The 25,135-nt window shown below is 64.9% G+C and carries 15 protein-coding genes and 4 pseudogenes; 8 read left to right on the top strand and 11 right to left on the bottom strand.

What is annotated here, in order from left to right; translation table 11 throughout:
- Positions 1–333, top strand: a 333-nt coding sequence (locus ACIP98_RS39465; protein ID WP_401981270.1) for a transposase, incomplete at its 5' end; no start/stop codon positions are given.
- Here ACIP98_RS39465 and ACIP98_RS39460 read toward each other — a convergent pair.
- Entirely contained in the window at positions 303–773 is a 471-nt protein-coding gene (locus ACIP98_RS39460) for an IS5 family transposase (RefSeq protein ID WP_401981267.1), read from the bottom strand. The genes ACIP98_RS39465 and ACIP98_RS39460 overlap by 31 nt on opposite strands.
- A 253-nt stretch (positions 774–1,026) precedes the next feature.
- Positions 1,027–1,656, bottom strand: a complete 630-nt coding sequence (locus ACIP98_RS39455; protein WP_401981265.1) for a TetR/AcrR family transcriptional regulator — start codon at positions 1,654–1,656, stop codon at positions 1,027–1,029.
- Between the two features lie 123 nt (positions 1,657–1,779).
- On the opposite strand from ACIP98_RS39455, the gene ACIP98_RS39450 reads away from it, so the two are divergent.
- Complete coding sequence (locus ACIP98_RS39450) at positions 1,780–2,727, top strand: NADP-dependent oxidoreductase (RefSeq protein WP_401981264.1); 948 nt, start codon at positions 1,780–1,782, stop codon at positions 2,725–2,727.
- 116 nt (positions 2,728–2,843) lie between these two features.
- A complete protein-coding gene (locus ACIP98_RS39445) occupies positions 2,844–3,776 on the top strand; it encodes an NmrA family NAD(P)-binding protein (protein WP_401981263.1) in 933 nt (310 codons plus the stop codon).
- Between the two features lie 72 nt (positions 3,777–3,848).
- Here ACIP98_RS39445 and ACIP98_RS39440 read toward each other — a convergent pair whose 3' ends face one another.
- From ACIP98_RS39440 to ACIP98_RS39430, 3 genes and pseudogenes are all read right to left on the bottom strand, one after another.
- Positions 3,849–6,029, bottom strand: coding sequence for a Tn3 family transposase (locus ACIP98_RS39440; protein WP_401981260.1), 2,181 nt, complete (start codon positions 6,027–6,029; stop codon positions 3,849–3,851).
- A gap of 24 nt (positions 6,030–6,053) precedes the next feature.
- Positions 6,054–6,718 (bottom strand): annotated as a pseudogene (locus tag ACIP98_RS39435) (DUF4158 domain-containing protein).
- 152 nt (positions 6,719–6,870) lie between these two features.
- Positions 6,871–7,011: pseudogene (locus ACIP98_RS39430) on the bottom strand (IS256 family transposase); the annotation flags it as partial.
- Between the two features lie 324 nt (positions 7,012–7,335).
- On the opposite strand from ACIP98_RS39430, the pseudogene ACIP98_RS39425 reads away from it, so the two are divergent.
- Positions 7,336–8,591 (top strand): annotated as a pseudogene (locus ACIP98_RS39425) (IS256 family transposase).
- Between the two features lie 32 nt (positions 8,592–8,623).
- On the opposite strand, the gene ACIP98_RS39420 reads toward ACIP98_RS39425, so the two are convergent.
- Entirely contained in the window at positions 8,624–8,938 is a 315-nt protein-coding gene (locus tag ACIP98_RS39420) for a hypothetical protein (RefSeq protein ID WP_385789282.1), read from the bottom strand.
- A 3,318-nt stretch (positions 8,939–12,256) separates the two neighbouring features.
- Positions 12,257–12,412 (bottom strand): DUF5959 family protein, encoded by a 156-nt coding sequence (locus ACIP98_RS39415; RefSeq protein WP_401981258.1) that lies wholly within the window; start codon positions 12,410–12,412, stop codon positions 12,257–12,259.
- A gap of 1,288 nt (positions 12,413–13,700) precedes the next feature.
- Here ACIP98_RS39415 and ACIP98_RS39410 point away from each other — a divergent pair.
- The 3 genes from ACIP98_RS39410 (at position 13,701) to ACIP98_RS39400 (ending at position 16,985) form a co-directional block, all read left to right on the top strand.
- Entirely contained in the window at positions 13,701–14,765 is a 1,065-nt protein-coding gene (locus ACIP98_RS39410; protein WP_401981256.1) for a bifunctional DNA primase/polymerase, read from the top strand.
- Positions 14,762–16,312 carry a phage/plasmid primase, P4 family gene (locus ACIP98_RS39405; protein WP_401981253.1) on the top strand — a complete coding sequence of 517 codons (1,551 nt, stop codon included), beginning with the start codon at positions 14,762–14,764 and terminating at the stop codon, positions 16,310–16,312. The genes ACIP98_RS39410 and ACIP98_RS39405 overlap by 4 nt, the downstream gene beginning before the upstream one ends.
- 289 nt (positions 16,313–16,601) lie before the next feature.
- Entirely contained in the window at positions 16,602–16,985 is a 384-nt protein-coding gene (locus tag ACIP98_RS39400; RefSeq protein ID WP_401981252.1) for a DUF6009 family protein, read from the top strand.
- 74 nt (positions 16,986–17,059) lie between these two features.
- Here the strand turns inward: ACIP98_RS39400 and ACIP98_RS39395 are convergent, their stop codons facing one another.
- From ACIP98_RS39395 to ACIP98_RS39385, 3 genes are all read right to left on the bottom strand, one after another.
- Complete coding sequence (locus ACIP98_RS39395) at positions 17,060–21,154, bottom strand: TIGR02680 family protein (RefSeq protein ID WP_401981251.1); 4,095 nt, start codon at positions 21,152–21,154, stop codon at positions 17,060–17,062.
- An 86-nt stretch (positions 21,155–21,240) separates the two neighbouring features.
- On the bottom strand, positions 21,241–22,452 hold the full coding sequence (locus ACIP98_RS39390; RefSeq protein ID WP_401981250.1) for a TIGR02678 family protein: 1,212 nt from the start codon (positions 22,450–22,452) through the stop codon (positions 21,241–21,243).
- Positions 22,439–24,085 carry a TIGR02677 family protein gene (locus ACIP98_RS39385; protein WP_401981248.1) on the bottom strand — a complete coding sequence of 549 codons (1,647 nt, stop codon included), beginning with the start codon at positions 24,083–24,085 and terminating at the stop codon, positions 22,439–22,441. Before ACIP98_RS39385 ends, ACIP98_RS39390 begins: the two co-directional genes overlap by 14 nt.
- Positions 24,086–24,735: 650 nt before the next feature.
- On the opposite strand from ACIP98_RS39385, the pseudogene ACIP98_RS39380 reads away from it, so the two are divergent.
- Positions 24,736–24,977 (top strand): annotated as a pseudogene (locus tag ACIP98_RS39380) (IS3 family transposase).
- Here ACIP98_RS39380 and ACIP98_RS39375 read toward each other — a convergent pair.
- On the bottom strand, positions 24,939–25,135 hold a 197-nt coding region (locus ACIP98_RS39375; RefSeq protein WP_401981246.1), incomplete at its 5' end, for a hypothetical protein. The pseudogene ACIP98_RS39380 and the gene ACIP98_RS39375 overlap by 39 nt on opposite strands.

Below are 25,135 nucleotides of genomic sequence, written 5' to 3'. Positions count from 1 at the left end.
CTCATCGACGTCGGCAACGGCAGTGCCTTCGCCACGGCCGGACACCTGGCCGCCTACGCAGGCCTGGCACCCGTCACGCGAGCCTCCGGCTCCTCCATCCGCGGCGAACACCCCGCTCGGCGAGGTAACAAGCAGCTCAAACGCGCCTTCCACCTCGCCGCAATCGCCTCGCTCTCGCAACCGGAGTCACGGGCCTACTACGACAGGAAACGCCGCGAGGGGAAACACCACGTCGCAGCCCTGATCGCCCTCGCCAGACGCCGCATCGACGTGCTCTTCGCCATGCTCCGCGACGGCACCTTCTACAACCCGCCGACCCCTACCGCGGCTTGACGAAGACCATAGGGGCACCTTTTCCTCGCTCCCGCGGCGTGCTGGTGGGCCCGGCAGACGGTGGAGTCGATCTGCACGAGCCAGTTGATGTCGCCGGCCGCGTCGGCCTCTACCTGGACTTGTTGCAGGGCCTGGGTGAACACGCCGTCTAGTGCGTAGCGGCGAAAGCGGGTGTAGACCGTCTGCCACGGGCCGTAGCGTTCCGGGAGGTCACGCCAGGAAATCCCGGTCCGGATCTTGTAGACCATCCCGTTGATGACCTGCCGGTCATCCACTCGCGGCCGGCCCGTCGCAGCCCGCGGTATCAACGGAGCGAGCAACTCCCACTCATGATCAGTGAGTTCATGGCGACGTATCACGCAACCATGATCCACTGCCTGATGACCTTTGAAGACGGACCCTAGTGGATTGGCTCGGATCCTTGGCCGCTGATTGATCATCTGGCTGGTGCAAGGCGAGCTGCCTTCAGGTCGTGCCCGTGGAGGTGGTTGTGAGGCGGCATGCCATAGGGGGCGTCCGGCTGGTGAGCATCGAGGAAGGGCGTCGGCTGCAGCAGATCAGCCGAATCGCGAAGGACAGTGCGCAATCGTCATGATGATGTCCGCGCAAAGGACCGTTTCTGCGAGATCAGACGACGCCGTGTCGCGGTGACATCACCGCTCACTGGCTGACAGGCACGGCGTGGCCCCGGGGCTATCGGAGCAGGGGCATGAGTACGCCGTCGACGATCTGCGCGATGTCCTCGTCACTGATCGGGCGATCGTGGACGACTCCCCAGTGGACGAGGAGGGCGATGGCGGCGGAGACCGCGATCGCGTGTCCGCCCTGTGGATGGTCGGGTCGGGAGGGCACGTCGCCACGCTGCACCGCGTTATCCAGCACGCCGGCGAGTGCCTGGTGCAGGGACTCGACGTAGCGCACGCGGATGAGGCTGCACAGCTCCGGCTCCTGACGAGCGGTGTCGAGCAGGGCCGAGACCAGGTCGACCCGGGAGGTGTCCTGGCTGCCGATGGCGCTGGCGAGGGTGGCGAGGAGTTCGTCGCGCAGGTGCCCGCTGCCGATGATGACCGGCATGACGTCGTCGGTGAGTCCGGCGTGGCCGAGGGCTTCCGCCGCGAGTTCGGCGCGCGAGGGCCAGCGTCGGTACACGGTCGCCTTACCCACCCCGGCCCGCGCCGCGGCCTTGTCCATGGTCATGGCCGGGTAACCGCCCTCGGCGAGCAGCTCCGTCGCGGCGTGCAGGATCCGGGCGTCCCGGGCGGGATCGCGGGGCGGTCCGGAGAGGCCGGAAGGCCGCCGCAGCTGTGCGCCGGGCTGTGGCATGGGGCTCTCCTCGCGAACTGGGACTGATTTGTTTCGAGTATAGCCGGGCTGTTAACGTCGCCGAGTACCCGGAACATCTACGTCTCGGGTTGGAGGGCTTGATTCCGACAGTGAGGTGGCGCAGTGAAGGCCGTAGGTTTCACCGAGTTCGGCGGTAGCGAGGTCATGCGGGTGCTGGAGCTGCCCGAACCGCACGCGGGACCGGGGCAGGTGCGGATCAAGGTGGCCGCGGCCGCCGTCCATCCGGCCGACGTCAACATCCGCACCGGGCTCTCCGCCCAGTACAGCCCGGAGATGAACCCGCCCTCGGACGTGTACGTCGTGGGGTGGGAGATCGCCGGAACGATCGACGAGGTCGGGCAGGGAACACGTCCGGAGCTGGACCTGGGCACCGAGGTGGTAGCGGTCACGGAGCCGAAGCTGGACCAGGGCGGACAGGCCCAGTACGTGGTCGTACCGGCGGAATCGGTGGTCCGCGCACCCGAGGGAGTCGACCTGACGGCGGCCTCGACCCTGCTGATGGCCGCGCTGACCGCACAGATGGGCCTGGATGCGCTGGCCTTGGCCCCGGGAGCGACGGTGGCGGTGACCGGTGCCGCCGGCGGGATCGGCGGCTACGCCGTGCAGATGGCCAAGGCGGCCGGGCTGACGGTCATCGCCGACGCGGCGGACAAGGACCGCGACCTCGTCACGAACCTGGGCGCCGATCACGTGCTCCCCCGCGGGGACAACTTCCCCGACGCGGTCCGCCGGCTGCGCCCTGACGGTGCGGACGGGGTCATCGACGGCGGGTCGGTGGGCGAGGCGGTGGCCGCGGCGGTGCGCGACGGCGGCGGGATCGCGACCTTCAAGGGGTTCACCGGTGCCACCGACCGGGGCGTGCGCTGGTTCCCCGTCTTCGTCTACGACCGCATCCGCGACACAGCAGCTCTGATGCGGCTGCGCGACCTGGCCGAATCCGGTGTCCTCACGCTCCGCGTCGCGGGGACCTACCCGCTCGAACAGGTCGCCGAAGCGCACCGGCTCATCGAGGAAGGCGGGGTGCGGGGACGGCCCGTGCTCGTGTTCTAAGCCGAGACCCCAGTACCCCGGCCGCGTCAGTCCTGGCCGACCCGGGGTGCCGTGCCGGGTCCGACAGTCCCGTGCCCAGATCCCAGAAAACACGATCAACCGAAAGCAGGCTCACCATGACATCCAACGACAAGGCCAAGGTGCTGGTCACCGGGGCGACCGGAATGCAGGGCGGCGCTGTCGCCCGCGCGCTCCTGGGCGCGGGACACCCCGTCACCGCGTTGGTGCGCAACCCCTCCTCGGCTCCCGCCCAGGCCCTGGCCGCCCTGGGCGCCGTCCTGGCCACCGGGGACCTGGAGGACGTCGCCTCCCTGGAAGCGGCCGGCGCCGGACACGACGCGGTCTTCTCGGTGCAGCTGGCCAGTATCGACCCGGCCGACCCCGCCGAAAACCGCCAGGCCGGCAACATCGTCACCGCGGCCCAGCGCGCCGGCATCACCCAGCTCCTGCACACCTCGGTATCGGCGACCGGATGGCGGGCCCAGCACCCGGACTTCGAGATCAACGATCCGGTGATGAAGGAGTACTGGGACCAGAAAGACGCGACCGAGGACGCGATCCGGCGCTCAGGACTGCAACGATGGACCATCTTCAAGCCTGCCTGGTACATGGAGAACTTCCTCCTGCCCCGCCGGGAGTACATGGCCCCCGAGCTGCCTCACGGCAAGCTGGTCACCGCCATGAGCCCGCAGACCGAGCTGGCGCTCATCTGCGCCGACGACCTGGGTGCCGCTGTCGCCGCCGCCGTCGCCGAGCCCGACAGGTTCCACGAGGCCGAGGTCGACCTTGCCGGCGATGCGCTGACCTATCCGCAGATGGCCGACGTCCTCTCCCAGGCCACCGGCCGCGAGATCACCACCGACTTCATCTCCCTGGAAGAGAAGACGCAGAGTAGCGGTGTATCCGCAGCGTTCGGCGACCGCTGGAACGACCGTGTCGGCTACCCCGCACGCCCCCACCACGCCGCCGCCTACGGCCTGACCACGACGACCTTCGCACAGTGGGCAGCGCGGCAGGACTGGAGCACCCTGACTGATGAACGCAACTGAACCGACGCAGCCCTCCAGCGGGCAGCCGGTCACCACCTGAGTGAACACGCCTCGTCTTCGTCGTCGTCTTCGTCAGACAGTGGCCGGCTCGCCGCTGCGTGGGCCGGGCAGCGGGGCCGCCCCGGCAGCGGCCAGGTCAAGGTGGGCGTTCATGTTCAGCTCGAACCGGCCGTAGGGGTTCACGTGCGTCCAGAACAGCGGGGACAGGGCCCTCCGGTCGGCGTCGGTGAGCCGCTTCTGCCACTTCTCCTCGCTCAGGATGTCCTGGAGGAGCAGGGTGTTGACGTGCACCAGCGCGGACTGGAGCAGGTGCAGGGCGAGCATGGAGACCTCCTGGGACTCCTTGTCGGAGCCGGTCAGGTCGCCGTCCTTGCCGTAGAACAGGTCGTGGTTGGCGGAGTTCCAGTTCTCCACGACCTGGAGCCCGTCGTTGATCTCGCGGCGCAGGTCGGCGTCGGCGAGGTAGTCGCAGATGAACGCCGTACGCACCGCGCGGCCCAGTTCCTCGATCGCCCTGTACGTCGGGTGCTTCGGCCCGCCGCGAGTGAAGCGCCGCAGGACCTGCTCGGCCTCCGCGGTGCCCAGGCGCAGGGCGGTGGTGTACTTCACGATCTGGTCGTACTGCTGGGCGATCAGGTCCCAGTCGATCGTCTTGGTCGACAGCACCGGCGCCAAGTGCGGCCAGGTCTCGTCCTCACCGGCAGCCGGCCGGTACAGCCGCGCGGAGCCGACGTTCTTCAGTCTCGGCAGCAGGTTGAAGCCGAGCATGTGGGCGAAGGCGAACCCGACGATGGAAGCACCGTGGGTGTCGGTGTACTGGCGGTCGATCTCCACGTCCGTGCAGTGCCGCAGGACACCCTCGATCATCGCGGCGACCTCGCTCGCGGCGCAGGACTTGAGCTGGGAGTACACGCACAGCGACTTCTTCTCGACGTGCAAGTAGATCATCACGCCGGGCCCGCGGTAGCGCTGGTGCCACTCGGTCATGAAGTTGCTGGACCAGGACCCGAACTTCTTCGAGTCCGACGCGCAGGCGGTGCCTTCGCCCCACCACGCTTGATCGCGGGCGGCGAAGGTGGCGTTGACCAGCCGTACCAGGGCGGCGCGCAGGTTGGTGCGGTTGACGAACAGGTGCCGCACGCGGCGCAGGACGGCCTCGCTCTCGCCGTGCTTGCCGGTGACCGCGACCCGCTTGATACCCCTGTTCGTGCCCAGCGCGAACAGCACGAGCAGCAGCCGGCGCCGCAGTACCGCCTTCGGGACCGCCTCCCTGGTGGCGAGCGAGGCGAACTCCGAGGTGAACCCTGTGGCGAACTCGGCCTCCTTCAGGATGTCGATCAGGTCGATGGTGCCCCACCGCCGCTCGATCTCCGCCTTCAGCGCGACCAGGTTCTCCGGCTCCACCTGCTTGCCCAGCGGTGAGACCTTGATCCACGGCTCGCCGTGCCTGCGGACGATGTCCACCCCGCCCGTGGTGCCCAGCTCCAGTGCGGTGTCGAAGCGGGTCAGGGCTTCCCGCAGCCGCTTCTTCAGCGCGTTGATGAAGGCGTGGGGGTCCTGGGGTTGGCGGATCGCGTCGTAGTGCACGTCGCGGTTGTCCTCGAAGTCCGGCGGCAGGTCGTCCTCCGGGTTCTGCCACCGGCCCGCACCCGGCACCCAGATCTCCCGGCGCCGCAGCGCGTCCCGCAGCGACACCAGCACGCACAGCTCGTACGGGATGCGCTCGACCCGGCCGCGTTCGTCCACGACCGCCTTGCGCCACTCCTCACGCACCACGCCGGCCAGCGGGATCTTCTCCGCCTCGTCGAAGAACGCGGCCTCCTTGGCGATGGGCTGGTCCAGGTACCGCTTCAGCAGGTCGATGGCGTCCGTCACCGGCCGGTAGGCGGTGTTGTTGCACAGCTCCAGCGCCCCCAGCAGCGGGGACAGCATCCGTCGCCAGTGCCCCGAGTACGACGACCGCAGCACGGTGCGCACCCTCGCCCGGTAGCGGGCCTCGTTCGCCGCCGCCTCCGCGGCCAGCGCCTTCAGTGTCGACTCCACGGCCACCGGGAAGATCACCCGGCGGACCGTGCCGCCCGGCTCCGCGACCGCCGCCTCCGCCAGCCGCAGCAGAATGCCCTCCTTGCCGCGGACCCGTTTGAGGTCCTTGGTGAACTCGCCCTCGACCTTCTTCTCCGCCCGCGTGTTGATCCGCTGCACCAGTTGGATGAACAGCTCCACCAGCGAGTCGGTGATCTCTGTCTGCCGCACGTGGCACAGCGCGGCCAGCAGCGTCTACCGCACCGGCGGCGCTACCGCCCGCAGGTCCGAGGGGTACTCCTTTGAGGCCCGCGCCCGCCACGCCGCCACCAGCTTCTCCGACACGTCCTCGAACAGCTCCGGCGCCAGTTCCAGCGCGCGCACCCGCTGGAGCTTGTTCACCTCCGCCAGCAGACTGTCCAGGCCCAACGCGCCCGGGTCCGCCTTCAACTCGGAGAAGAACGACACCCCGCCGCCCGCCGACTCCTCACCGCCGGCGTCCTCGGCAACCAGGTCGTCCAGCCGGGACCGGGTCGCCGCCGACAGCCGGCCCCGGTTCAGCTCCACCCCGCACAGCTCCACCGCCAGCCACTCGGCGAGTTGGGCCTGGTCCTCCGCGGTGCACTCCCGGAACCCGAACGCGCCCCGGATCTCCACCCGGTGCCGCTTGATCGCCCGCCCCGACCAGTCGTACGCGGCCCACTCCTCGGCCGGCACCTTCACCTGCTGGGCCACGTACGACACCGCGGCACCGGGATCTCCCCGACATCCTCCGGGAACCGGGCCTCCACCTCGAAGAACTTCAGCAGCAGCGCGAAGCCCAGCCGGTTCGCCCCCGACTTGTTCCGCAGCCGCTCCTGGTCCTCCTCCAGCAGCGTCCAGACCTCGATCAGGTCCTCCGGCTCCCCGTCCTGCCGCACCCCGCGCTCCCTCCGGTCGTTGTGACCGGACCAACCTCGCGGAAACGCCCGCTCAGCGACCCCAGAAGATCGAAAACCCGGACAAGCACACCCCTGCCTTGCTACAGAGAGCTACTTGTCACTTCGCGGCAGCTTCGGGAGGACAGGACCGTCTCGGCAGCCAACTCGGCCATGTACTGGTTGACTTCGGCCTCCAGGGCGGGGGCCAGCATGCGGCGGGCGCCTTCACGGACGATTTCGTCGATCAGGGAGCCGAACTGGGGGGAGCCGTCGTCGGTAACTACGCTGAGCACGGGCGCGCCTTCTCGACCCGCGCTACGAACGCGGGCCTGATCGGTGACCATCACAGGATCATTCGGGAAAGTACGTCCTCCCGGGAACCTGTCCACGAGTCCTGAGCACTGCTCGAATCGGGGAGCGCCCGAGGGCGATCATCGCCCGGTTTACCGCACCCCTCGCCAGTCAGTCGAAACTGCGCGATGACCGCGTGCTCGACCTATCCCGAGCAATGCTCGGAACCTGTGGATCGGGCCGGGGAGGACGTACCTTCCCTGGTGATCGATCGATAGGCCATCGAGCAAGGCCGACGTTGGCGCGTCGGTCGGGAAGGCACGTCCGTGCTCACCGTAGTCAACGCCGATGGCACCACCAGTGGCGGGTTATCGCTGCTGGACGAGATTGTCCGGGAGGGCGCGCGCCGGATGCTGGCCGCCGCGCTGGAGGCCGAGGTCAACTCCTACATAGCCGAGTTAGCCGACCAGCGAGACGAGAGCGGTCGCCGTCTGGTGGTGCGCAACGGCTACCACCAGCCAAGGAAGGTCACCACCGCGGCCGGATCGGTCGAGGTGCGGGCGCCGCGGGTCAACGACAAGCGGGTGGACGCAACCAGTGGGGAGCGCAAGCGGTTCTCCTCGGGGATCCTGCCGCCCTGGTGCCGCAGGTCTCCGAAGATCGCGGAGGTGCTGCCGCTGCTCTATCTGCACGGCCTGTCCACCGGGGACTTCGTGCCCGCGCTGGAGCAGTTCCTCGGCTCCACGGCGGGCCTGTCGCCGGCGACCGTCACCCGGCTGACCGCCCAATGGCAAGCAGACCACCCGCATTCCAGGACCGCGATCTGTCCGGCACCGACTACGTGTACGTCAGAGTCGACGGCATCCACCTGCGGATCCGCCTGGAAGAGGCCAAGGCCGCCGTTCTGGTTGTGATCGGCGTCCGCGCCGACGGCACCACAGAGCTGGTGGCCATGACTGACGGCTACCGCGAATCGTCCGAAGCCTGGGCCTCCCTCCTGCGTGACTGCGCGCGCCGCGGCATGCGGGCCCCGGTGCTCGCGGTCGGCGACGGCGCGCTTGGCTTCTGGAAGGCCCTGCGCGAGGTCTTCCCCACCACCCGCGAGCAAAGGTGCTGGGGTCACAAGACCGCCAACGTGCTGGACGCCATGCCCAAGTCCGCGCAATCGGCGGCGAAGAAGGCCCTGCAGGACATCTACAACGCCGAAGATCGCGAGCGTGCCGAGCAGGCCATCACGACGTTCGCGAAGCTCCACGGCGCGAAGTTCCCCAAGGCGGTCCGGAAGATCACCGATGACCAGGACGTGCTGCTGGAGTTCTACCACTTCCCGGCCGAGCACTGGATCCACCTGCGCACCACGAACCCCATCGAGTCGACCTTCGCCACCGTCCGCCTCAGCACCAAGGTCACCAAGGGCGCCGGCAGCCGCGCGGCAGGACTGGCGATGGTCTTCAAGCTGGTCGAATCCGCCCAGGCCCGCTGGCGGGTCATCAACGGCTCCCATCTCGTCCCGCTCGTCCGTGCCGGCGCCCGCTTCGAACGCGGCCAGCTGGTCGAGCGGCCCGCGCCTGCTGTTGCCTGACACTGAGTTCAACTGATTGACGAGCCCCCCATTCAAACCGCAGGCGGCCAACTGACCAACCTGAGATTCGCCGAATCCGGATTTCTGTCCAGGCATCGCAAGGTGAGCTGCTTGCGACGTTGCCGAGGTGTCCAGCCGTGGTGAAGCAACGCATCTCGTATGACTCCCGCAACCAACCCAGGTGCGATCACCACACCGTGCTCAACCCACGTCGCCATGCGCTGTCCATCATTTTCCTCGTGCAGGACAACGATTGCCAGACCGGGCTCATCATTGGGCGCGACTACCCAGCGATAGCGTTCTCCGTCGACAACAATTACCCGCGTGCCCCTTTTCGCAATGGCCATGCAACTCAACCTTCCGCACCACGCGCGGCCGCACCAACTCGTGCGCGTAGACCGACAGTGTGCCTCTTGTCGGGGGCGTCGTGGAACTCTGCGGCGGCCTCAACCGATTCCACGTCAGACGTCGACTGAGGGGGAAGTTGCCCCGCTCGCCGCAGGCTCCGACCTACCCACCACCGGCTTCGCGACCCTGACCGAGGTCAGCTGATCCACAGGTATTGACAATTGCCCACCTTTCCCCCCACCATTATCAACCGCATCAGTCATGCAGGCACAATCTCACCCTGAACTGAAATCAGCTGATTCCCCGTCCAAGGATCCGAGCCAAACCACTAGCCAGTTGGCTAGTGTATAACGCCGTTTTCCTTTCCCTGGGAGACGCTCCAGGCCCCTCCACGCGGCAGGGTTCTGTAGAAGCGCAAAAACCCCTCAGGAGCTCGTCGAAGCGGCCATATCCATCAAAAAAAACTGCCTGCACGGCGCTGCTTCCGCCCGTTGGCTTCGGACGGGCGCAGCCCCAGGCCGTCGGCTGGTATCGACGAAGCTTCCTTGAGTGACTGCGCGTCAGTGACACGCGACGATGGGCGCGTGCCCATCCAGGATCTGCCGGAGACGGGCGTTCAGCTGGCCAGGGATTATGTCGATCAAGCCCACTCTGCGGCCACCGTTGCCAGGGCACGTGGACGGGTTCCAAGCGCGGAGCCGGCAGGAGAGAACGTCACGGTAATCACCCACACCCAGCGAGCGAGTCGTGTCCAGCATTTATCGGTACCAGCAGTTTGCAACGCTGACGTCTGGTGTTGTGACCGAAGGATGCCTGGTCGGCACAGTCTTGGAACTGGAGAACTGGCAGGTCAGGGGTACTCCAACCCCCTTGTCAGTGACTGTAGTGACCGAAGCTTTGAATTACCGACGAGTCCTGTTCTGGGCTCTCACGTGTGCGCGCGCGTCATAACCACCAGAACACAGTCACTACAGTCACTACCAGTCGCGTCGTAGGTCTCTGACCTGCACTCTTAGGAACCCTCTGTCAACAGTGCCTAACCCCACCCAGTCCCTGTCCCAGCCCAGTAGGCAGGCACCTCACAAGGCAAGAAGCTTCCGCTTGACTTTGAGTCGGGGCGCGGATCCCTTGGTCACTGGCTGCTGGTCACTACTCAAACGCCAGGTCAAGTAGCGGATACAAGACACTCCAGGGACTGAAGTGACCGAATCTACTTGTTGCCTGCGAACAGGAGTCAGCCCTCATGTGCGCGAGCGTGTCATAACATCCGAACCTCAGTCACTACAGTCACTACTCTGATCCTGATCCCTCTCTGACCTGCAGATTTGCCATGTTTCAGCAACAGGTACCCAACGTGTCAGTCCCTGCCTTTCAGTCCCTTGTAGCGATTCCAGCCCTTCGCGTGTCGCAGCGGCTCGCACAAGGTGCGACACAGCTGCCGCATCCGGAGCCTGCCCACCGGACCACGGCGTGGAAGCGTGGGCCTGCACAGGTTCCGCGTGATCGCGTGCGGACGGTCGTGGTCTGTGCGCCGGCCCGGGGGGTTGCGATGTGGCGCAGTAGAAGCCGGTGCGGGAGAACTGAGCAGTTGCCAGGCGCCCCTGGCTGGCGGTGACGGTGATCTCGCACCCGATGATGCCTACCTCGATGCCGAAGTGGGAGAGGTAGGAGCTGTCGTCGAAGCGGTCGATGCTTGCTGGGTTTGCGGACGGCAGTTCGCGGGAGAGGATAGGGGCCTCGGTGGCTGCAACGGGAGCCAGGAAGGTGTTACCCGAGAAACCTCGTTTGACCAGGACGATTATTCCGGCATGTAGGGAGCGCATCATGTGCTTGCCGTGGACGGTTCGCCGCTGGAGCGAGGACCAAAGGCGGCATCTAGGCCCACGCGGCTTCCACACGCCACGAGCGCGGTCAGGCAGATCTGCGGGTAGCCGGAGGTCGCGGACTGATTCGTGATCTTGTCCGGGCCGGCGCGGCGCAACGGCTGTCGGGGACATCGAGGTAGGTTCCGTCGATCGCGATGGTCAGCAGGCCCTCGAAGTGCACCGCCGGTGCCGTTCCCCGCAGGAGGTCGAAACAAGGCCCGCATCGGGCGGACCCCCCAGACGGGTCCTGGGTGTATTGACCCGGAGCGCTGCTTGCGCGGCTGATGTGTGGCTTGCCTTCGAGTGCGATCTGGCATCGGTGTTGTTTGTGCTGGCGGAGGAAGTTGTCCAGTACGGCCGTGTGTTCGGTGTTGCTTGCGTCAGGTAGACACATTCGTCGAAAAGGGTGCGGTTGAAGTGCTCGACCTTGCCGTAGGTCTGTGGCCGGTAGGCGCGGGTGAGCTTGTCGGCGGTACCGAGGTCGGTGAGGGCCTGCTGTCAGGCGAGGCTCTTGCGGTAGGCCCAAGCCCGGTCCGGGCTTGCGTTCCTGACGCAGTCGGGCACACCTGCATTTCGGCGGCAGCCGCCGAGTGAGGTGTGGGAGCAGGGCCGGCTGGAGCGGTCGGCGAGGGGGCCTGCTTCCGGGGATGGCCTGCTGGCGGCGCCTTTCGTGACTGGAACGACGCGGGGTCTGGCACGAGTCGTTGTTGGCTGAGCTGAACGCTGCCGGGGCGCATCGAGGGCGGTGATTGACGACTCCCTCGTCTGGGCCCTGAAGGGGAGCCAAAAACCGGACCGAGCCCGGTCGACAGCGCCCGAACAGGCTCCAAGCACTATCTGATCACCGAAGCGCACGGAATCTCGTTGGCGGTGTCACTTGCGCGCGGAAACCGGAACGGCGCCACCAGCGCTGCCTTTTGATCCTGGCCGTCCCATCAGTGTGGGGCCAACGTGGTAGACCACGACGGCCGGATAGCTTGCCTGCTGACCGTGACCGCGACAAATCCTACACCAGGTCCGTATTGTCGGGATCAATCCGATCATCGAGCGCCAAGGCACCGGATGTGGCTCCGGCCTAGGCGTGCACCAATGGGTGGTCGGACAGAGCATCGCCCCGCTGCACTGGTTCCGCTGGTTACGCGTTTGCCGGGATATCCGCGGCGACATCCGAAAAACTTCCTGAGGCTGGCCTGCGGCATCAGGTGCTGGTGCCAGCTGGCGGTAGTTCAGCGGCCCCACTCATAGGCACCATGTAGGTTTCGACAACGTCCTTGGGCCAGGCCGGCCGGACCTGTTGAAGTCGTTCGTGCTGGTCGTTGGCCCACCCTCGACCAGCCTGGCCGGTACACGGACCGCCGTACCGGGTCCGGCATGTCCTCCACCACGATCATGGCAAACGCCGTGATGGCCCGATAGTTCGAATGGAAGCTTGGGGTTGGGATTGTCGTCCAGTCAAGCGGGATCTCGTCCAGCGGGAAGTGTGCTCAGGGCCTGCGACCAACTAGCCACATCGTCAGGGGCCGGACACACAGCCGAGCGTCCTTGGGCGAACCCACTCGTGACAACGATCTCTGCATCGAGGAAATCGCGCCAGGGCAGTTCCTGCACCCGAAGACCGCTCTCACCGGACAGACCGGATGAGATCCATCCTTATCTCCCCGCCTGCCCTCGGCTATCCCCGCTCTCCACGCTCTCATCAGCCGTCGCCATGATGCACCCGCATCAGTGCTCGGCCCGAGTGGGGTCGCTTTGTGAGGAGTTCCAACATGTGTGGGGCCCGAACCCATACGAGCCAGCGCCAGGTGCTCCTCTCATTTTGCGTTGATCTCTTCGGTGAGACGACGGGACTTGGCGACCAGGCCGAGGGCGAACCCAAGATCGCGTTCGGTCGCCCCCGGAGTGTGGTCTGTCAGGCATCCACCATGCGTAGCCGCCGCAGGCGGCCTGGGGGAGTTTGGGGTCGATTTCGTGCAGGAACCAGCACAGGTTTTGGCAGTCGAGGTGCGGCATTTCACCGCAAACTTCCGAGGATGCCCCGACCTTCAGGCCGGGGAGGAATCGGACCTCTGCCGAACAGGGCAGGCGATCTACTCCGTGGTGGCTAGAACGGTGAGTTCGGCCAATCGCAGCCTCCCAGGATCCGCTCCGGCCAGGGCGGGGGTCCGCGTGGGGCCTGTCAGCCTACGAGTGAGGTTCTCTGCCGGTCCCTCTGCGGGGGCACGCCTCAATCGGGCTGCGCTCTCTGCCGGTCGGCCCGCAGGATGAACCGACAGCCCGTCACGGGAACCGGGCACGGTATGGCACGCCGACCCCGGAGAACACGATCTCTGAAACCGTGACGACTCGAACGAAGAGCGCCAGCCTCGGGAGCGACACGCCGAACACGCTTTTGCCCTTCGGTCCCGTTGATGGAGCTTCAGTCACTACCTACAAAGCTGCAGGTCAGACTGGTAGGCAACGCCGAGGCAGGGACTGAAGGGACCGAGTTCTTGAATATGTGCGCCAATATGCGTGCCACCGCCGTCAAGGACACGGAACCGGGGTAGAGTTGCGGAATCTTGGTCACTACAGTCCCTCAGATGTAGGGGCAAAACCGCCAAAACGGACATCTCCCCTTCGTGGATGAACTTGTGGTAATTCTAAAACTGAGTCACTACAGTCCCTCACCAAACGGACGAAGGGAACATATCGGGCTACTTTGCGCCTTGCAGCCCAGGCGCGCGGGTGCGTTACCTCCCCTGTGACGCGGGCGTGCCAGACCGACTAAGCTTTCCGTGTCCTCATCCAGAAACTCAGTCCCTACAGTCACTACCCAGCCGCTGGAAGGTCCCTGACCAGGACTTCCCGTCTGGACTGAACCAAGTCACTCAGTCCCTGTCCGCTCGAAGAGGATCCAGTGCCCCGCCACGGCGAGATCAGCGCAGCCGGCGCCAGCCCTGAGGACGTTGCACACTGGTGCGCCAACCAAAACTGGCCTGTCCATCCGCTGACCCCTCTGCGCAAGACTCCTCCTGCCAATTGCCGGAACTGCGGCAAGGATCGTGCGCACGCTCCCGAGACCTGTGCCTGTCTCAGGGAGGGCAGGTGGTGTCACAGCTTCCATGCCGCGACGACTGATCATGAATTGATCAGACGCTGGTGGAGTTTGGAGCCGAACTTCGGGGTTGCTGTCTCATGCGGACCGGCAGATCTCGTAGTCATCGATGTCGATGCCCATGCTGCACAAGTACCTGATCGAACCCGCCTTCTGCCGGGTATTTCGATCGACGCACGTGTCAACCTTTCCGGTCTTTCCAGCGGATACGACACGCTCGCGCTCCTGGCTGCTCTCCGAGGTCAACCCAATCCCGTGGACGATCGGACGACTCTGCGAGTGCGCACAGTCTCGGGAGGGTGTCATATCTGGTATCGGCGGACGGCTGAGGATCCGCCATACAAGTCCTCCACAGGATCGGGTAAGACCGCACTCGCGTGGCAGGTCGACGTGCGGTCGACTGGCGGGTACATCATTGCACCGTCGACGAGAACATCGACGGGACGTTATGAACGAGTAGGGAGCGCAACTCTGCCTGCGCCTCTCCCGCGCTGGCTTGGAGCAGAACTGGTTAGAACAGGGCATGTTCATGCGCCTCCGCAGCCGTTGTCGGCTCCCACGCGGCGGCGAGTTACCCGCAATAGCCGCGACAGGGCTTGGCGAGCCCTGGAGACCCTACTGGCCGCTGTCGACGCGTGCGCAACGATTCCCGAGGGAGCTGGATTCACCGAGAAACTCAACCGAGCGGCTTTCACTGCGGGTGGCTTCAGCCAGGGTGGCCGCATATCCCTTGATGAGGCATGTCAACTCCTCATCGATGCAGCGGACCGTGCTCGTCCTCATCAGGCTGCACGAAATCGACAGATCATCAAGTCAGCCCTCGCGGCAGGAGCTCGCCGACCGCTTCACCCCGAAGGACGCCCATGAGCACCAACCACGGGACCTCCAGCGGTTTCGACGCCCAAGCGGCAGCACAGCAAATGATTGATTTTGGGGACGTTCCGCCCACGTACTCCGTGCCAGTACAGCAGTCTGGGTCTCCCTCTATCCAAGCGCCAGAGCCCCCGGTGCAAAACCATCACCTTCCTGTGCCGCCGTACCTTCCTGATTCCTTGTCCGACAGGGGCAATGCGAAGCTGTTCGTCAGACTCAACAAACACCGTTTTCGGTACGTGGATGGTATTGGCTGGTACAGCTGGGAGGGCTATCGCTGGAAGCGCGGTGGCGGAGAGAATGCAGCCCTTTGGGCTGCAGGAGACATGGCCGAGGAGCTTGCACACACAGACGCGACAGGCATCTTCTCTGACCGGGAAGTAGCCCGGCATCGTGCCCGCACGCTGTCTGCGTCAGGCCAGAAGAACCTGCTCCTGTTGGCCAAGGCGCACCCTGAGTTGGCCCTGAACGCGAAGGCATTGGACGGCGACCCTTATGCGCTGTGCACCCCAGGCGGCGTGGTCAACCTCAAAACAGGTGTGATCGCGCCGGCTGATCCGTACAAGGACTTTCACAGCCGGTCCACGAGTGTCGCCCCTCAAGGCATGCCTACGCCTCGGTGGCATCAGTTTCTGGCCGATACGTTTGGCGAGGACGCTGCAGGCAAAGAGACGATCAAGTTCGTTCATCTGCTACTCGGCTACTCCATCACGGGAGACGTCGGCGCACAGGTTCTGCCCTTCCTTCACGGTGCGGGGAAAAACGGTAAATCGGCCCTATTGGACGTGGTGCTTCAGCTGCTCGGCGACTATGCGGACGCTGCCCCGCCAGGTTTTCTCATGGCGCGCATGTTCGAGGAGCACTCCACCGAGCTCACGGAACTTCACGGCCGACGGATCATCGTCTGTAGCGAACTCAAGGCTGGCGATCGGTTTGACGAAGCCCGTGTCAAGCTCCTTACAGGTGGCGATACGATCAAGGCGCGCCGTATGCGTCAGGACTTCTTCAGTTTTGAGCCCACACACCACCTGTGGCTGCTCGGTAACCACAAGCCTGAGGTGACCACGGGAGGCTATGCCTTTTGGCGTCGCATGCGGCTGATCCCGTTTGAACGGACTGTGCCTGACGAGCGGAAGATCGATAACCTTGCTCGTGTGCTTGTGCAGGAAGAAGGCCCCGGCATCCTGCACTGGTTGATCCGGGGAGCAGTGGAGTGGTGTCGCACCCGTGACCCACTGAACGGGCCGGCCCAGGTGAGGACAGCCACGGAGTCTTACGCAGCGAACGAGGATCACATCGGCCGTTTCCTCCAGGAGGAGTGCGTGCTGCAACCTCAGCTGCGTACAGAGCAGACCACGCTCAATGACGCGTATGTCAAGTGGTGTGCGAACGAGGCCCAGGCTCCTGCCGGACCACGAGCGTTCTCGGCGCGTGTGCGGCAGGAGCTGAGGATCGCGAGCGCGTCGGACATGATCAGGGCGAACGGCCGGAAGTTCTATCCTGGCATTGGTCTCCAAGCCGCGGACAGGACGGCTCGCTGATGGGACGGGTTGGGTGCAGGATGAAGACACCGAGGGGCGGACGCCATGGTTGTTCGCAAGTCAGTAGCCAGCTGCCTGCCGACGTAGCCGACGGCGCACTACGACAAGCTCGCCGCGCCGTCTACCATGGAGACAATCGGCGACCAGATCACAGGGACGGGCAGCGTCACTGGTCATCACGCACCGTACAAGTCGGTAGCTCGACGGTGAGGCATGAACCGGGCATGGACCTATGGCCACCTGAACCTGAACCTGGACCGGCAGCAGATAAGAAAGTGGGGCTGAAGCCATGAGCTCGCTACTGGAGGAGGCAGCGCTTACAGACGAGGCTCAAATCGTGTGGCTGGAAGACCCTGAAAATTTGGACTATGTACGTCAAGCGCTGGACAAGCTCCCCCGAAAGGGAGGAAAGCCTCGTTATGCGCGTGACGGTCGTATGGTCGGATACAGCGTTCTCAATGATTCAGCGAAGCCGAATCCAGATTCCGGTCTTTACGAACGGCGGGTTTTCTTCCTCCTGCCCCACGACCGAGACGCCAGTCCTGAGGGCGCGTACGCCCATTTCTCGCCTGGGGAGGCTGTAGATCCCAGCACCGTCGCCCCTGGGAAGGTCGGCCAAAAGACAGACCGGTCGCAGGGACGAGCGCCTTCGGCAACGGCAGCATCGGCCTGATTTCGGTCCGCGCGCGAGCACTCACTCGCGACAGGGGCCCCGGGACCGGGGCCCCTGCTTCGGATGTTGGAGTTCTAGGAAGCGAGGTCTGCATCAAGGAGTCGGTGCAGATCATGACCGTCCCACACTGATCTCACGGCAAGCAGACCCGGTTGGTTGCCGGAACGTAGAAGCTGGTAGATGGCGATGCCATTGAGGTCGGCATGCGTTCCCTGCTCCGACTCGCTTGTAGCGATCATGTCGAGGTCGAAGTCACAAGCGAGTTTGAACAGTCGGCCCCGCATAGGAGCGTCCACGCCCGCGAAGACCTCGTCCAGCAGGATGAGCCGGGGGGATCGCACACCGGATGCCTCGTAGTGTGCGGCTGCAGCTGCGAAAAGAGGCAGGTGCAGTGCTACTGCCTTCTCCCCACCGGACATGGCTGCGTGCTTGGAACGCGTTAGGGTCTCCCACGGCTTGTCTTTCTGCTGCCGCTGCAGCGTGAAGCGGTGCCATAGCCGGTAATCGAAAACCTTCAGCAGTTGTTCCGTCCACGTGCTGCTGCTGGCTGTGGCCCGCACGGTTTCGATACGATGCCGGAAGAACATCTCCAGCGTAGTCCGATCCGCCTGCGAAAGTTCTGCTGGTGGCGTACGGAGCATCTCCATCACGCGAGTGGTGCTCGTGGACATCTCCTCAGTGGGCAACCATGCAAGCCGCAGACGCATGGTTGAAGCAGTCGGACAATTCTCCATCAGCGAGTTGATTTTCGAGATAATTCCGTCCGCCATGGTGATGCGCTGAGAGACCTCGCGACGTACCTGGCCAGCGAGGAACGATTCGAACAGCTGCTGTTCCGTGGATTCGAGCAGTGATGCTGTCCGTTCGGCCTCGTGCTGCAATCGGGTGTGCAGGGCGTGGAGTGGTAGTGCACGCCCCTGGTACACGGTGTCAATGACCAGGAGGCCGCCCTCGGAGCGCTGCCGGAGCACGATGCCGTCACTGACGGCACGTTCCACCACGAAGCGGCGCTCGGTCACCGTATTCAGAGCTCGTTCGAGTGCTTCGTCCGAGGAAGCCTCCCGCCCGATGCCGGAATCCAAACCACGTGCCGCAGCAATCGCTTCTGGAAGCGACCACGCTTGCGGGTTCACGTCACCGGGCGACGTGTCTGTCGCGCTCGAAGGGCCTGCAGCGAAGTGTTCAGTGACGCCAGCGACTTGCAGGAGCCCGAGGCTGGCTGCTTGAACCAGTGCGTCGGCGGCGGCCTGCAGGACGGCCTCACTGTCGGATACCGCCTTGGACCGCTCCTTGACGAGCGACGCGGCATCGCGGCTGCGAGCGGTCAGTTCGACGCGAGTGTCCTGCAAAGATCGTTCTTGTGCCGCCACTGCGTTCAACTTGTCACGTGCTGTGGCGATCTCAGCCATCACCGCAGCGTACTGCGTGCCCAAAGCATTCTTGACGGCCTCGAAGCGTGCTTGCTCTTCGCGGGCGGTGTTTTGCGCGACGATGGCCTTCTCTTGGTCTTCCGTGGCGTCGCGGGCGGCAGATGCGGCATCGACGTTGGCCGTGGCGGCAAGCTGGGAGAGGTGCGCGAGCAGCCGACGGCTGTGCACCCACTCACGACCCGCCTCGTCCAGGACGTCAAGAGCCCTCATCGCCTCGGGCAACTGGGCCTCGGTGAGACCGGTCGACTCAGCAGCCACCCGTGCTGCGCGCAGGTCCCCGTCCAACTTGGTGAGGGCCTCTTGCAAGGCGGTGGTGACCTGCCGGACGAGGTCCGCTCGTTCGCCCACCACCGCTGCGGTCCGGTCCACCTCACGCTCGGCGGTACGAAGACGGCTGCTGCGTGGTGCCGATGACAGCTCGTCCGTCAGTGTGCGGAGTCGTTCGGCGACAAGCTTATGACGCTCTTCTACGCCGGCCAGCGTTGCGTCGAGTGTTTCCAGCTGTTGCGCCAGGTCGCGTGCCGCTTGCTTTTGCCGGTTCTCGCGTGCGGAAGCTCCGATGAACTCGCCCGTCGGCTTGCTCCATCGACCCTCAAGTGGTCCCACGCGGAACCGCCCGTCCCCAGCGATCGTCGCGGCAGCGCCTTCAGGTAGCTGCGACGTGGGCTCGGCCACCCAAGCGATCTGTGCCAATACGCGGGCGACGACCTCAGTGTTCACTGCGTCCGAAACCGCGGGGACCAGGGCATCTCCGAGCGACGTTCCGGTGACCGTCGGTCCGAGATGAACCAGCGCCACGTCTTCCACATCTCGGGGAAGTACTCGGCCATCCGGCGTCACCCATGCATCAAGCAGGCCTGAAGCCTCCAGAGCAGCTTCGAGACCGGCGTGGAGGACCTTCGGCAGCGACGGTGCGAAGTCGACGAGCAGAAACAGGGGTGCGCCGGCCTGATTCTGGCGTTGGCCAGCTCGCGTCCGACTGCCGGACGGAGATGCCGTATCACCGCGAGATACCTCTTCGAAGCGGGTGCGGAGGTGCTGGCGTTCGGCTAGCAGAGTCTGACGTTCTTGAGTGAGAGTGGATTGTTCGGTCAACAGGGTCGCGCGGCTCTGGGTGGAAAGGTCAGAGAGCAGGAGACCGAAGGCATCAGGATCGGACAGATCTGATTCGTCAAGGAGTTCCTGTGGGGTTCCGGCTGCCCGCAGCCAGTCGCTGACCTCCTCAGTGAAAGCGCCCTGGGCTTCGTTGACGGCACGTTCGGCACGTTGGGCATCGGAGGTTGCGTCAAGCAGTGCCTGCTGGGCTGCATCCAGCCGATGGCGCAGCACGGAGACGGTCACGTCTTGTTCGGTAGCGCGTCCCAGCAAAGACGTGACGGCCGCGAGTTCGGAGCGTCGAGCCGAGATTGCGTCACTGAGAGCCTGTTTCGCAGAGCTGAGGTCGGATTGCTCCAGTTTCTTGGCCACCGCCTTGACGGCGACGTCCAAACCGACGAGCTTCGCCGCCCTCAGGCTGTCGGCGGCTCGGGAGTCGGCATCAGCCTGTGCCATAGCCAATTGCGTGGCTACATCTTCTGTTCGCTCGGCAGTTTCAGCCGCACGCTGCGCCGATGCCTGAGCCCGTTCCTGGCCCCTGTGTGCCATGTCTTGTGCTCGTTTGGCCTGCTGCTCGGCTTCGTCAAGGCTGCGGCCGGCCCGGAACTCCTCCGAGCTTTCCAGCCCGCGTAGTCGCCCCCCAGCTTCTTCGTGCGACGCTCGGGTTTCCCTCAAGGCAGTGTCTGCTTCCTCAAGGAGTGACTGTGCCGCCACGAGCTCTGTCTGGGCTGATTTTTGTTGCTGGATGGCGTCTTCGTGGGTTTCGTGGGCTCGGCGGACGCGAACAGCGGCCGATTTGGCGAACTTACGGGCGTACGCCTTGTAGTCAGCGTGCAGGGCGCTGATGTGTTCCATGGCCGTGTGCAGCTCGCGCACGTCAGCGGCGTGCCGGTCAAGACCGTCGAAGCCGGCAGCGAGCTGGCCGATGACGGTCGCGTCGACCGGTGGGAGGCTGCCGGACAACAGATCCGACAGTTTGTGTGGGTCAAGACCTTGCGACAGATGGGGGCGGCGCAGCTCATGCAGCATGCGTCGCAGTGCGCGGTAGGCTTCATCCGGTAGGCCAAAGAGGGTCTGGTTCACAGTCTCGCGATAACCGGAAGGCGAAGCGTGGACCGTGCCATTGTCCGCCAATGCGTCGGCGAGTTTGGCGGCTGTGTGCGGTTCGCGCTGGAGGCTGGTGAGTTGGAGCTCCACCCCGATGCGCTGCCGAGTGGTCCAGTACCACGCCTTGGTCTTGCTGCGATCGGAGCGGATGGCTTCCAGCCCGGCACCGATCGTGAAGTACTCGGGTGCATTGGAATCGGAGAGCCTGCCGAATTCGACCCAGACGTAACCGCGGGCGTTCTCCCGTCCGGATTCGTCGAACCCGATCAATTTCCAGTGCATTGACCTGTCCCTGCCGCCGAAGGTCGACAGCCGTTCAGGAGACAGGTCGGCGTCGAAGAGGTAGGGCAGCAGCACCTCGAGCGCCACTGACTTTCCGGAGCCATTGAGCCCTCGGAGGAGCAGGTGGCCCTTGTGGAAGACGAATGTCTGCTGGTCATAGTGGAAGACGTTGACGATTCCCGCGCGCAAGGGCTGCCAGCGCTCCGTGGTTGGCACTGGCAGACCGTGCAGCATGTCAGAGGCGGCAACAGGCACTGGGTGTTCACCTCATTGTTGTGTTTTCGGCCACCGCGATGCCGGTCAGGCCAGGGGCCAGGGCTTTTGGTGGCCGCGTCGTCTGCTTACGTGGTCAGTGTCGCTGAGAAGCGGGCGATCGCCGGACGCACGAACACGGTGTCTTCGTCAAGGGACACCAGGTGCATCGAGGCCAGCAACATCAGCGCTTCACTGGTCAGCCGGTCCGGCCCGGACTTCGCTGATTGATAGGTGCGTGCCCACGTGGGGAAGCGCTGCATGAGGTCTTCGATGAAGGCTGCGGTCTCTCCTGTCGTGATGCGCAGGTCGTATTGCTGCCGGGTACGGGCCGTCTCGACCAGCTCATCGGCGAGAAGGAGCGCCGCATGCTTGACGGTGCTGTCTGGGCCGGGGAACACGATGTCCGTCGACCATGCCTGAGGATCGACACAAAGCCAGCCTTCCATGCGGCATTCCAGGGTGAACCCCGCTGCCTCGACGCCCTCACGCAACGTGCTCTCTGCAGACTTCAGGTAAGCCAGTTCTTCCTGCCTCAGGCTGTCGAAATACACGACGGGATCGTCGAGCAACCGGCGCATAATGATGTGGCGCAAGCGAGAAGCGCGCTGTTCGTCGGTCACAGTGTCCGCGCCGGCCTCATAGTTTTCGATGGTAACTTGCGGACCGTACCGGTCCTCATGCAGCATCTCCTCCGGGGAGTTCGAGGCTGATGGGGGCCGGGGGGTGACCAAGACGTGCGACAGACGACGGACATCCACGTCGAACAGTATGTTCCCGACGCCACTGGCAATGTAATCGCCTTCGCTGTCCTGCTCTTTCAGCACTCCGAGCTGAAGGAGCAGTCGTGCCGCGTCGACCAGAGCGCGCCGTTCGACCTGGGTTGTGACGTCGAAGGGTTCGAGTATCTCGTCGTCGGCGGTCAGACCGGTCACGCTGTGGGCGAGTTCCTGTAGCGTGGTCTGCGGCCCGCCGGTTTGCAAAACGGCACAGAGTGTACAAAAAAGCACATAGCGTCGCAGGTTGAAAGGGCGCGTGTCAGATCGATCTGTCATTGCCGGACGGTGCTGGTCGGTCAGTCCGGTGATCTTCCGCAAACGTGCAAACCCCCGACGGGTGTCCACAGTCAGCGGCCACCCGCACATGTCGTTGAAGTACTCCTGCAGCCATTGCGCGTGGACTCGCACAAGGTGGAAGTCATTGTGCGTGTCGGTGAGGAGCGGGCTGCGCAGCAACGCGCGTACCGCTCGGGCGCGGCTGGCACGGATTTCGGCATCAAGCGTGCGATCAAGTGATGGCATCGTGCACCTCCGAGGCAGTTTCCGGGGAGGCGGGCCCCGTTCGAGGCTCGGGGACAGCGGCCCCTGCGGGCGCCGGGGGGATTGATGCACTATGGATGCGCACTGTGTAGTCCTGGCAAATCATTTTCCCCCGTGCAGTGGTCACTTGGGCAACCGAGTCTCCGAGAGGCGGCATCAGCTGCACTGAAAGCCGTCCGTCCAGACTCGTCGCCTGACGAGTTCCGTCGTCGCTGCTAGGGGAGGAATGCAGTGCTGCTTCGATCATTGACATCAGCAAATCGAAGACGGCGTCACTCAGCACCGGCAGTTCCGACATGCGTACCTTCCCCAGAGCACACAATTCGGCGGCTGCCACATCGACCTGCCTCTGGTGTGCCCGGGCCTGTTCAGCGGCAGCGGCCTTACTTGCCGTATAGTCCGGCACTCTGCTCGCCCGCCGCACATGTTCGGCGCGCCCAGCCGTGCGCAGCTTGGCGGGGACTTCCACCGCTGGCGCCTCCCACCAACTCGCGGTCGGCGGAACCAGATCCGCGTCCTCTTCGGCAAGAGTGAAGTGCCTGGCGGCTGCCAAACCCATGATGCCACGGTACAAACGGTGCCCCTCCTCGTCGGAGGCTGCGCGCTGGAACAGCCGTGCCACAGCGAGGAAGTCTTCCATCCCGCCCGCCGACCGGTTTCGCGCCTCGCTCAGCCGCTCGATGGCGGTGACGATGCCGAGGACAGCCGATGTGGCCCGGCGTTGCAGGAGTTCGACTTGCGGAGTGCTGCCAGGAGCACCACAGAACCAAGTGTGCAATCCATTCAACCGCATGCGGACACGCTCGCTCCATGCGCTTGCCGGGTTCGTGTCGTTCAAGGGGAACTCGCCACTGACGGTGGCCGCCAACCGGATGCGGTGATCAAGTTCTTTGTGACTCAAGAGACGGCGCAAAGTGTCCTGAATGGTCGCCGACGACCTCTCCAGGTCGTCGATGAACCCATTCAGATAGGCGATGGTGTCTGCCTTGAACAGTCGGAAGGACGCCGAGTCCAGGGTCGGGTCCGAGAGGAGCCGGTCGACTTGTTGCATAAACACCGACGCGCTCGAGGTCATGCTGCGAAAGTTGGCGTGGAGCTCCTCGATGCGAGTGAACAGCACCGCTGGGTCGGGTGCCAGCCGCTCCAGTTCGGACTCGATGGCCAAGAGCAGCATACCGACGTTACGTAGCATTGTTGATTGCAGACCACCGCTACGCTCCAGGTCCTCCTCCAGGACCTGAAGAGCCCGATGCGCGGCCTCGCCCGCTTGTGTAAGCCCGTAGACGTACCCGCGGTTCTCGTAGAGGCGCAACGAGGTGGAGTGGAGCTGGTCGCGTGTCCGGCTTACATTTCCCCATATAGCCAGCTGATCCAGACACGACTCCACGCCGGCCAGGTCTGCAGTGACGACGTGGGGATCGTCTTCCGCGGTTGCGGCAGCGCGGATACCGGAAAGTACCTCCTCGGCACGCAGGGGCGTCTGATACTGCTCGACCCTACTGAAGAGCAGATCGACAATGACCCGGTACAGTGCAGCCCGATCGGCAGTCACGTAGGCGAGCAACGGTTGAGCGCCAGGCAACGCACGCCGGAGCGTCTCCTGATGACGAGGCAAGTTCTCTCCTTGACCCGCTCGAGGTTTGGCGGCCGTGGTACCGGAGCCGCGACCCGATCCCCAAGCCTCAGGATAGAGGGGAGTGTGCCACTTGCACGGCTGGCACACCGGTCGCTGGCTGTGATGCCGAATACAGTAAACCCTGGCCGTGGGCTTGATCCGCTTGGACGGACATCTGAGATCTGGGGTTCAGCCCCGGGGGGATGTCCATCATGGAGAGCATGGGGAAGAAGAAGCCGCGTCCTCGCCGCTCGTTCACGCCGGAGTTCAAGGCCGAGATTGTCTAGCGGTGGCGACGTGGTGACCGCTCGGTCGGTCAGGTGGCCAACGACTTTGATCTGACCGAGACCGCGGTGCGGGACTGGGTGAAACAGGCCGAGGTCGACGCCTGGGAGCGTGACGGACTGACCAGCGGCGAACGCGAGCGCGCTGCGGCGGGAGAACCGCCGGCTGCGGGAGGATCGACATCTTCAAGCGGGCCGCGGCGTTCTTCGCGCAGGAGACCCGGTGACGGTGCACCCGTTCATCGAGGCGGAGAAGCAGAGCAGCCAGAACGTCAAACGAGCGTGTGAACTGCTGAATGTATCCAGAACCGCCTTGTATGGCCGCCGGGCCAACACCCCCGGCCCGCGTGAGTCCGCGACGCCGAGCTGACCGAACAGATCACGCGAGTCCACGAGCAGTCCCGCGCAACCTACGGCTCCTCACGGGTGCATGCTGCGCTCAAGCGGGAGGGGTCTGGATGGGCCGCCGACGTGTCGCCCGGCTCATGCGGGCCGCCGGGCTGCAGGGCCGTCGTCGCAGAAGACGGCACCTGACGACGATCCCCGACTCCCAAGCCGCCGGCCACCCATCACGCCTCCGCAGTCGAGGTGCTGCGACGACTGGCTGAATCCACCTTCGCTGTCGCGATCGCTGTGAACCACGCAGCCGGGCTCGAGTCCGCCCCGGCCGTGGCCGTGTCGAGAGCGTCGACCACCACCAGCTCGGCGCGGTGGTGGTCGGCCATGGCGTAGCCGACGACCTCGCGGGTGGCCAGGTCCAGCCAGC

It is taken from the genome of Streptomyces sp. NPDC088354 (genome assembly GCF_044753585.1).
In the GTDB taxonomy this organism is placed as follows: domain Bacteria; phylum Actinomycetota; class Actinomycetes; order Streptomycetales; family Streptomycetaceae; genus Actinacidiphila.
Note: the sequence above shows the minus strand (reverse complement) of the source record. Positions and strands in the feature narration are given on the sequence as shown.

Coding starts and splice junctions, on each gene's coding strand:
- ACIP98_RS39420 (WP_385789282.1), bottom strand. CDS start 8,938: ATGGCCATTGCGAAAAGGGGCACGCGGGTAATTGTTGTCGACGGAGAA.
- ACIP98_RS39460 (WP_401981267.1), bottom strand. CDS start 773: ATGATCAATCAGCGGCCAAGGATCCGAGCCAATCCACTAGGGTCCGTC.
- ACIP98_RS39400 (WP_401981252.1), top strand. CDS start 16,602: ATGAGCTCGCTACTGGAGGAGGCAGCGCTTACAGACGAGGCTCAAATC.
- ACIP98_RS39405 (WP_401981253.1), top strand. CDS start 14,762: ATGAGCACCAACCACGGGACCTCCAGCGGTTTCGACGCCCAAGCGGCA.
- ACIP98_RS39445 (WP_401981263.1), top strand. CDS start 2,844: ATGACATCCAACGACAAGGCCAAGGTGCTGGTCACCGGGGCGACCGGA.
- ACIP98_RS39455 (WP_401981265.1), bottom strand. CDS start 1,656: ATGCCACAGCCCGGCGCACAGCTGCGGCGGCCTTCCGGCCTCTCCGGA.
- ACIP98_RS39390 (WP_401981250.1), bottom strand. CDS start 22,452: ATGCCATCACTTGATCGCACGCTTGATGCCGAAATCCGTGCCAGCCGC.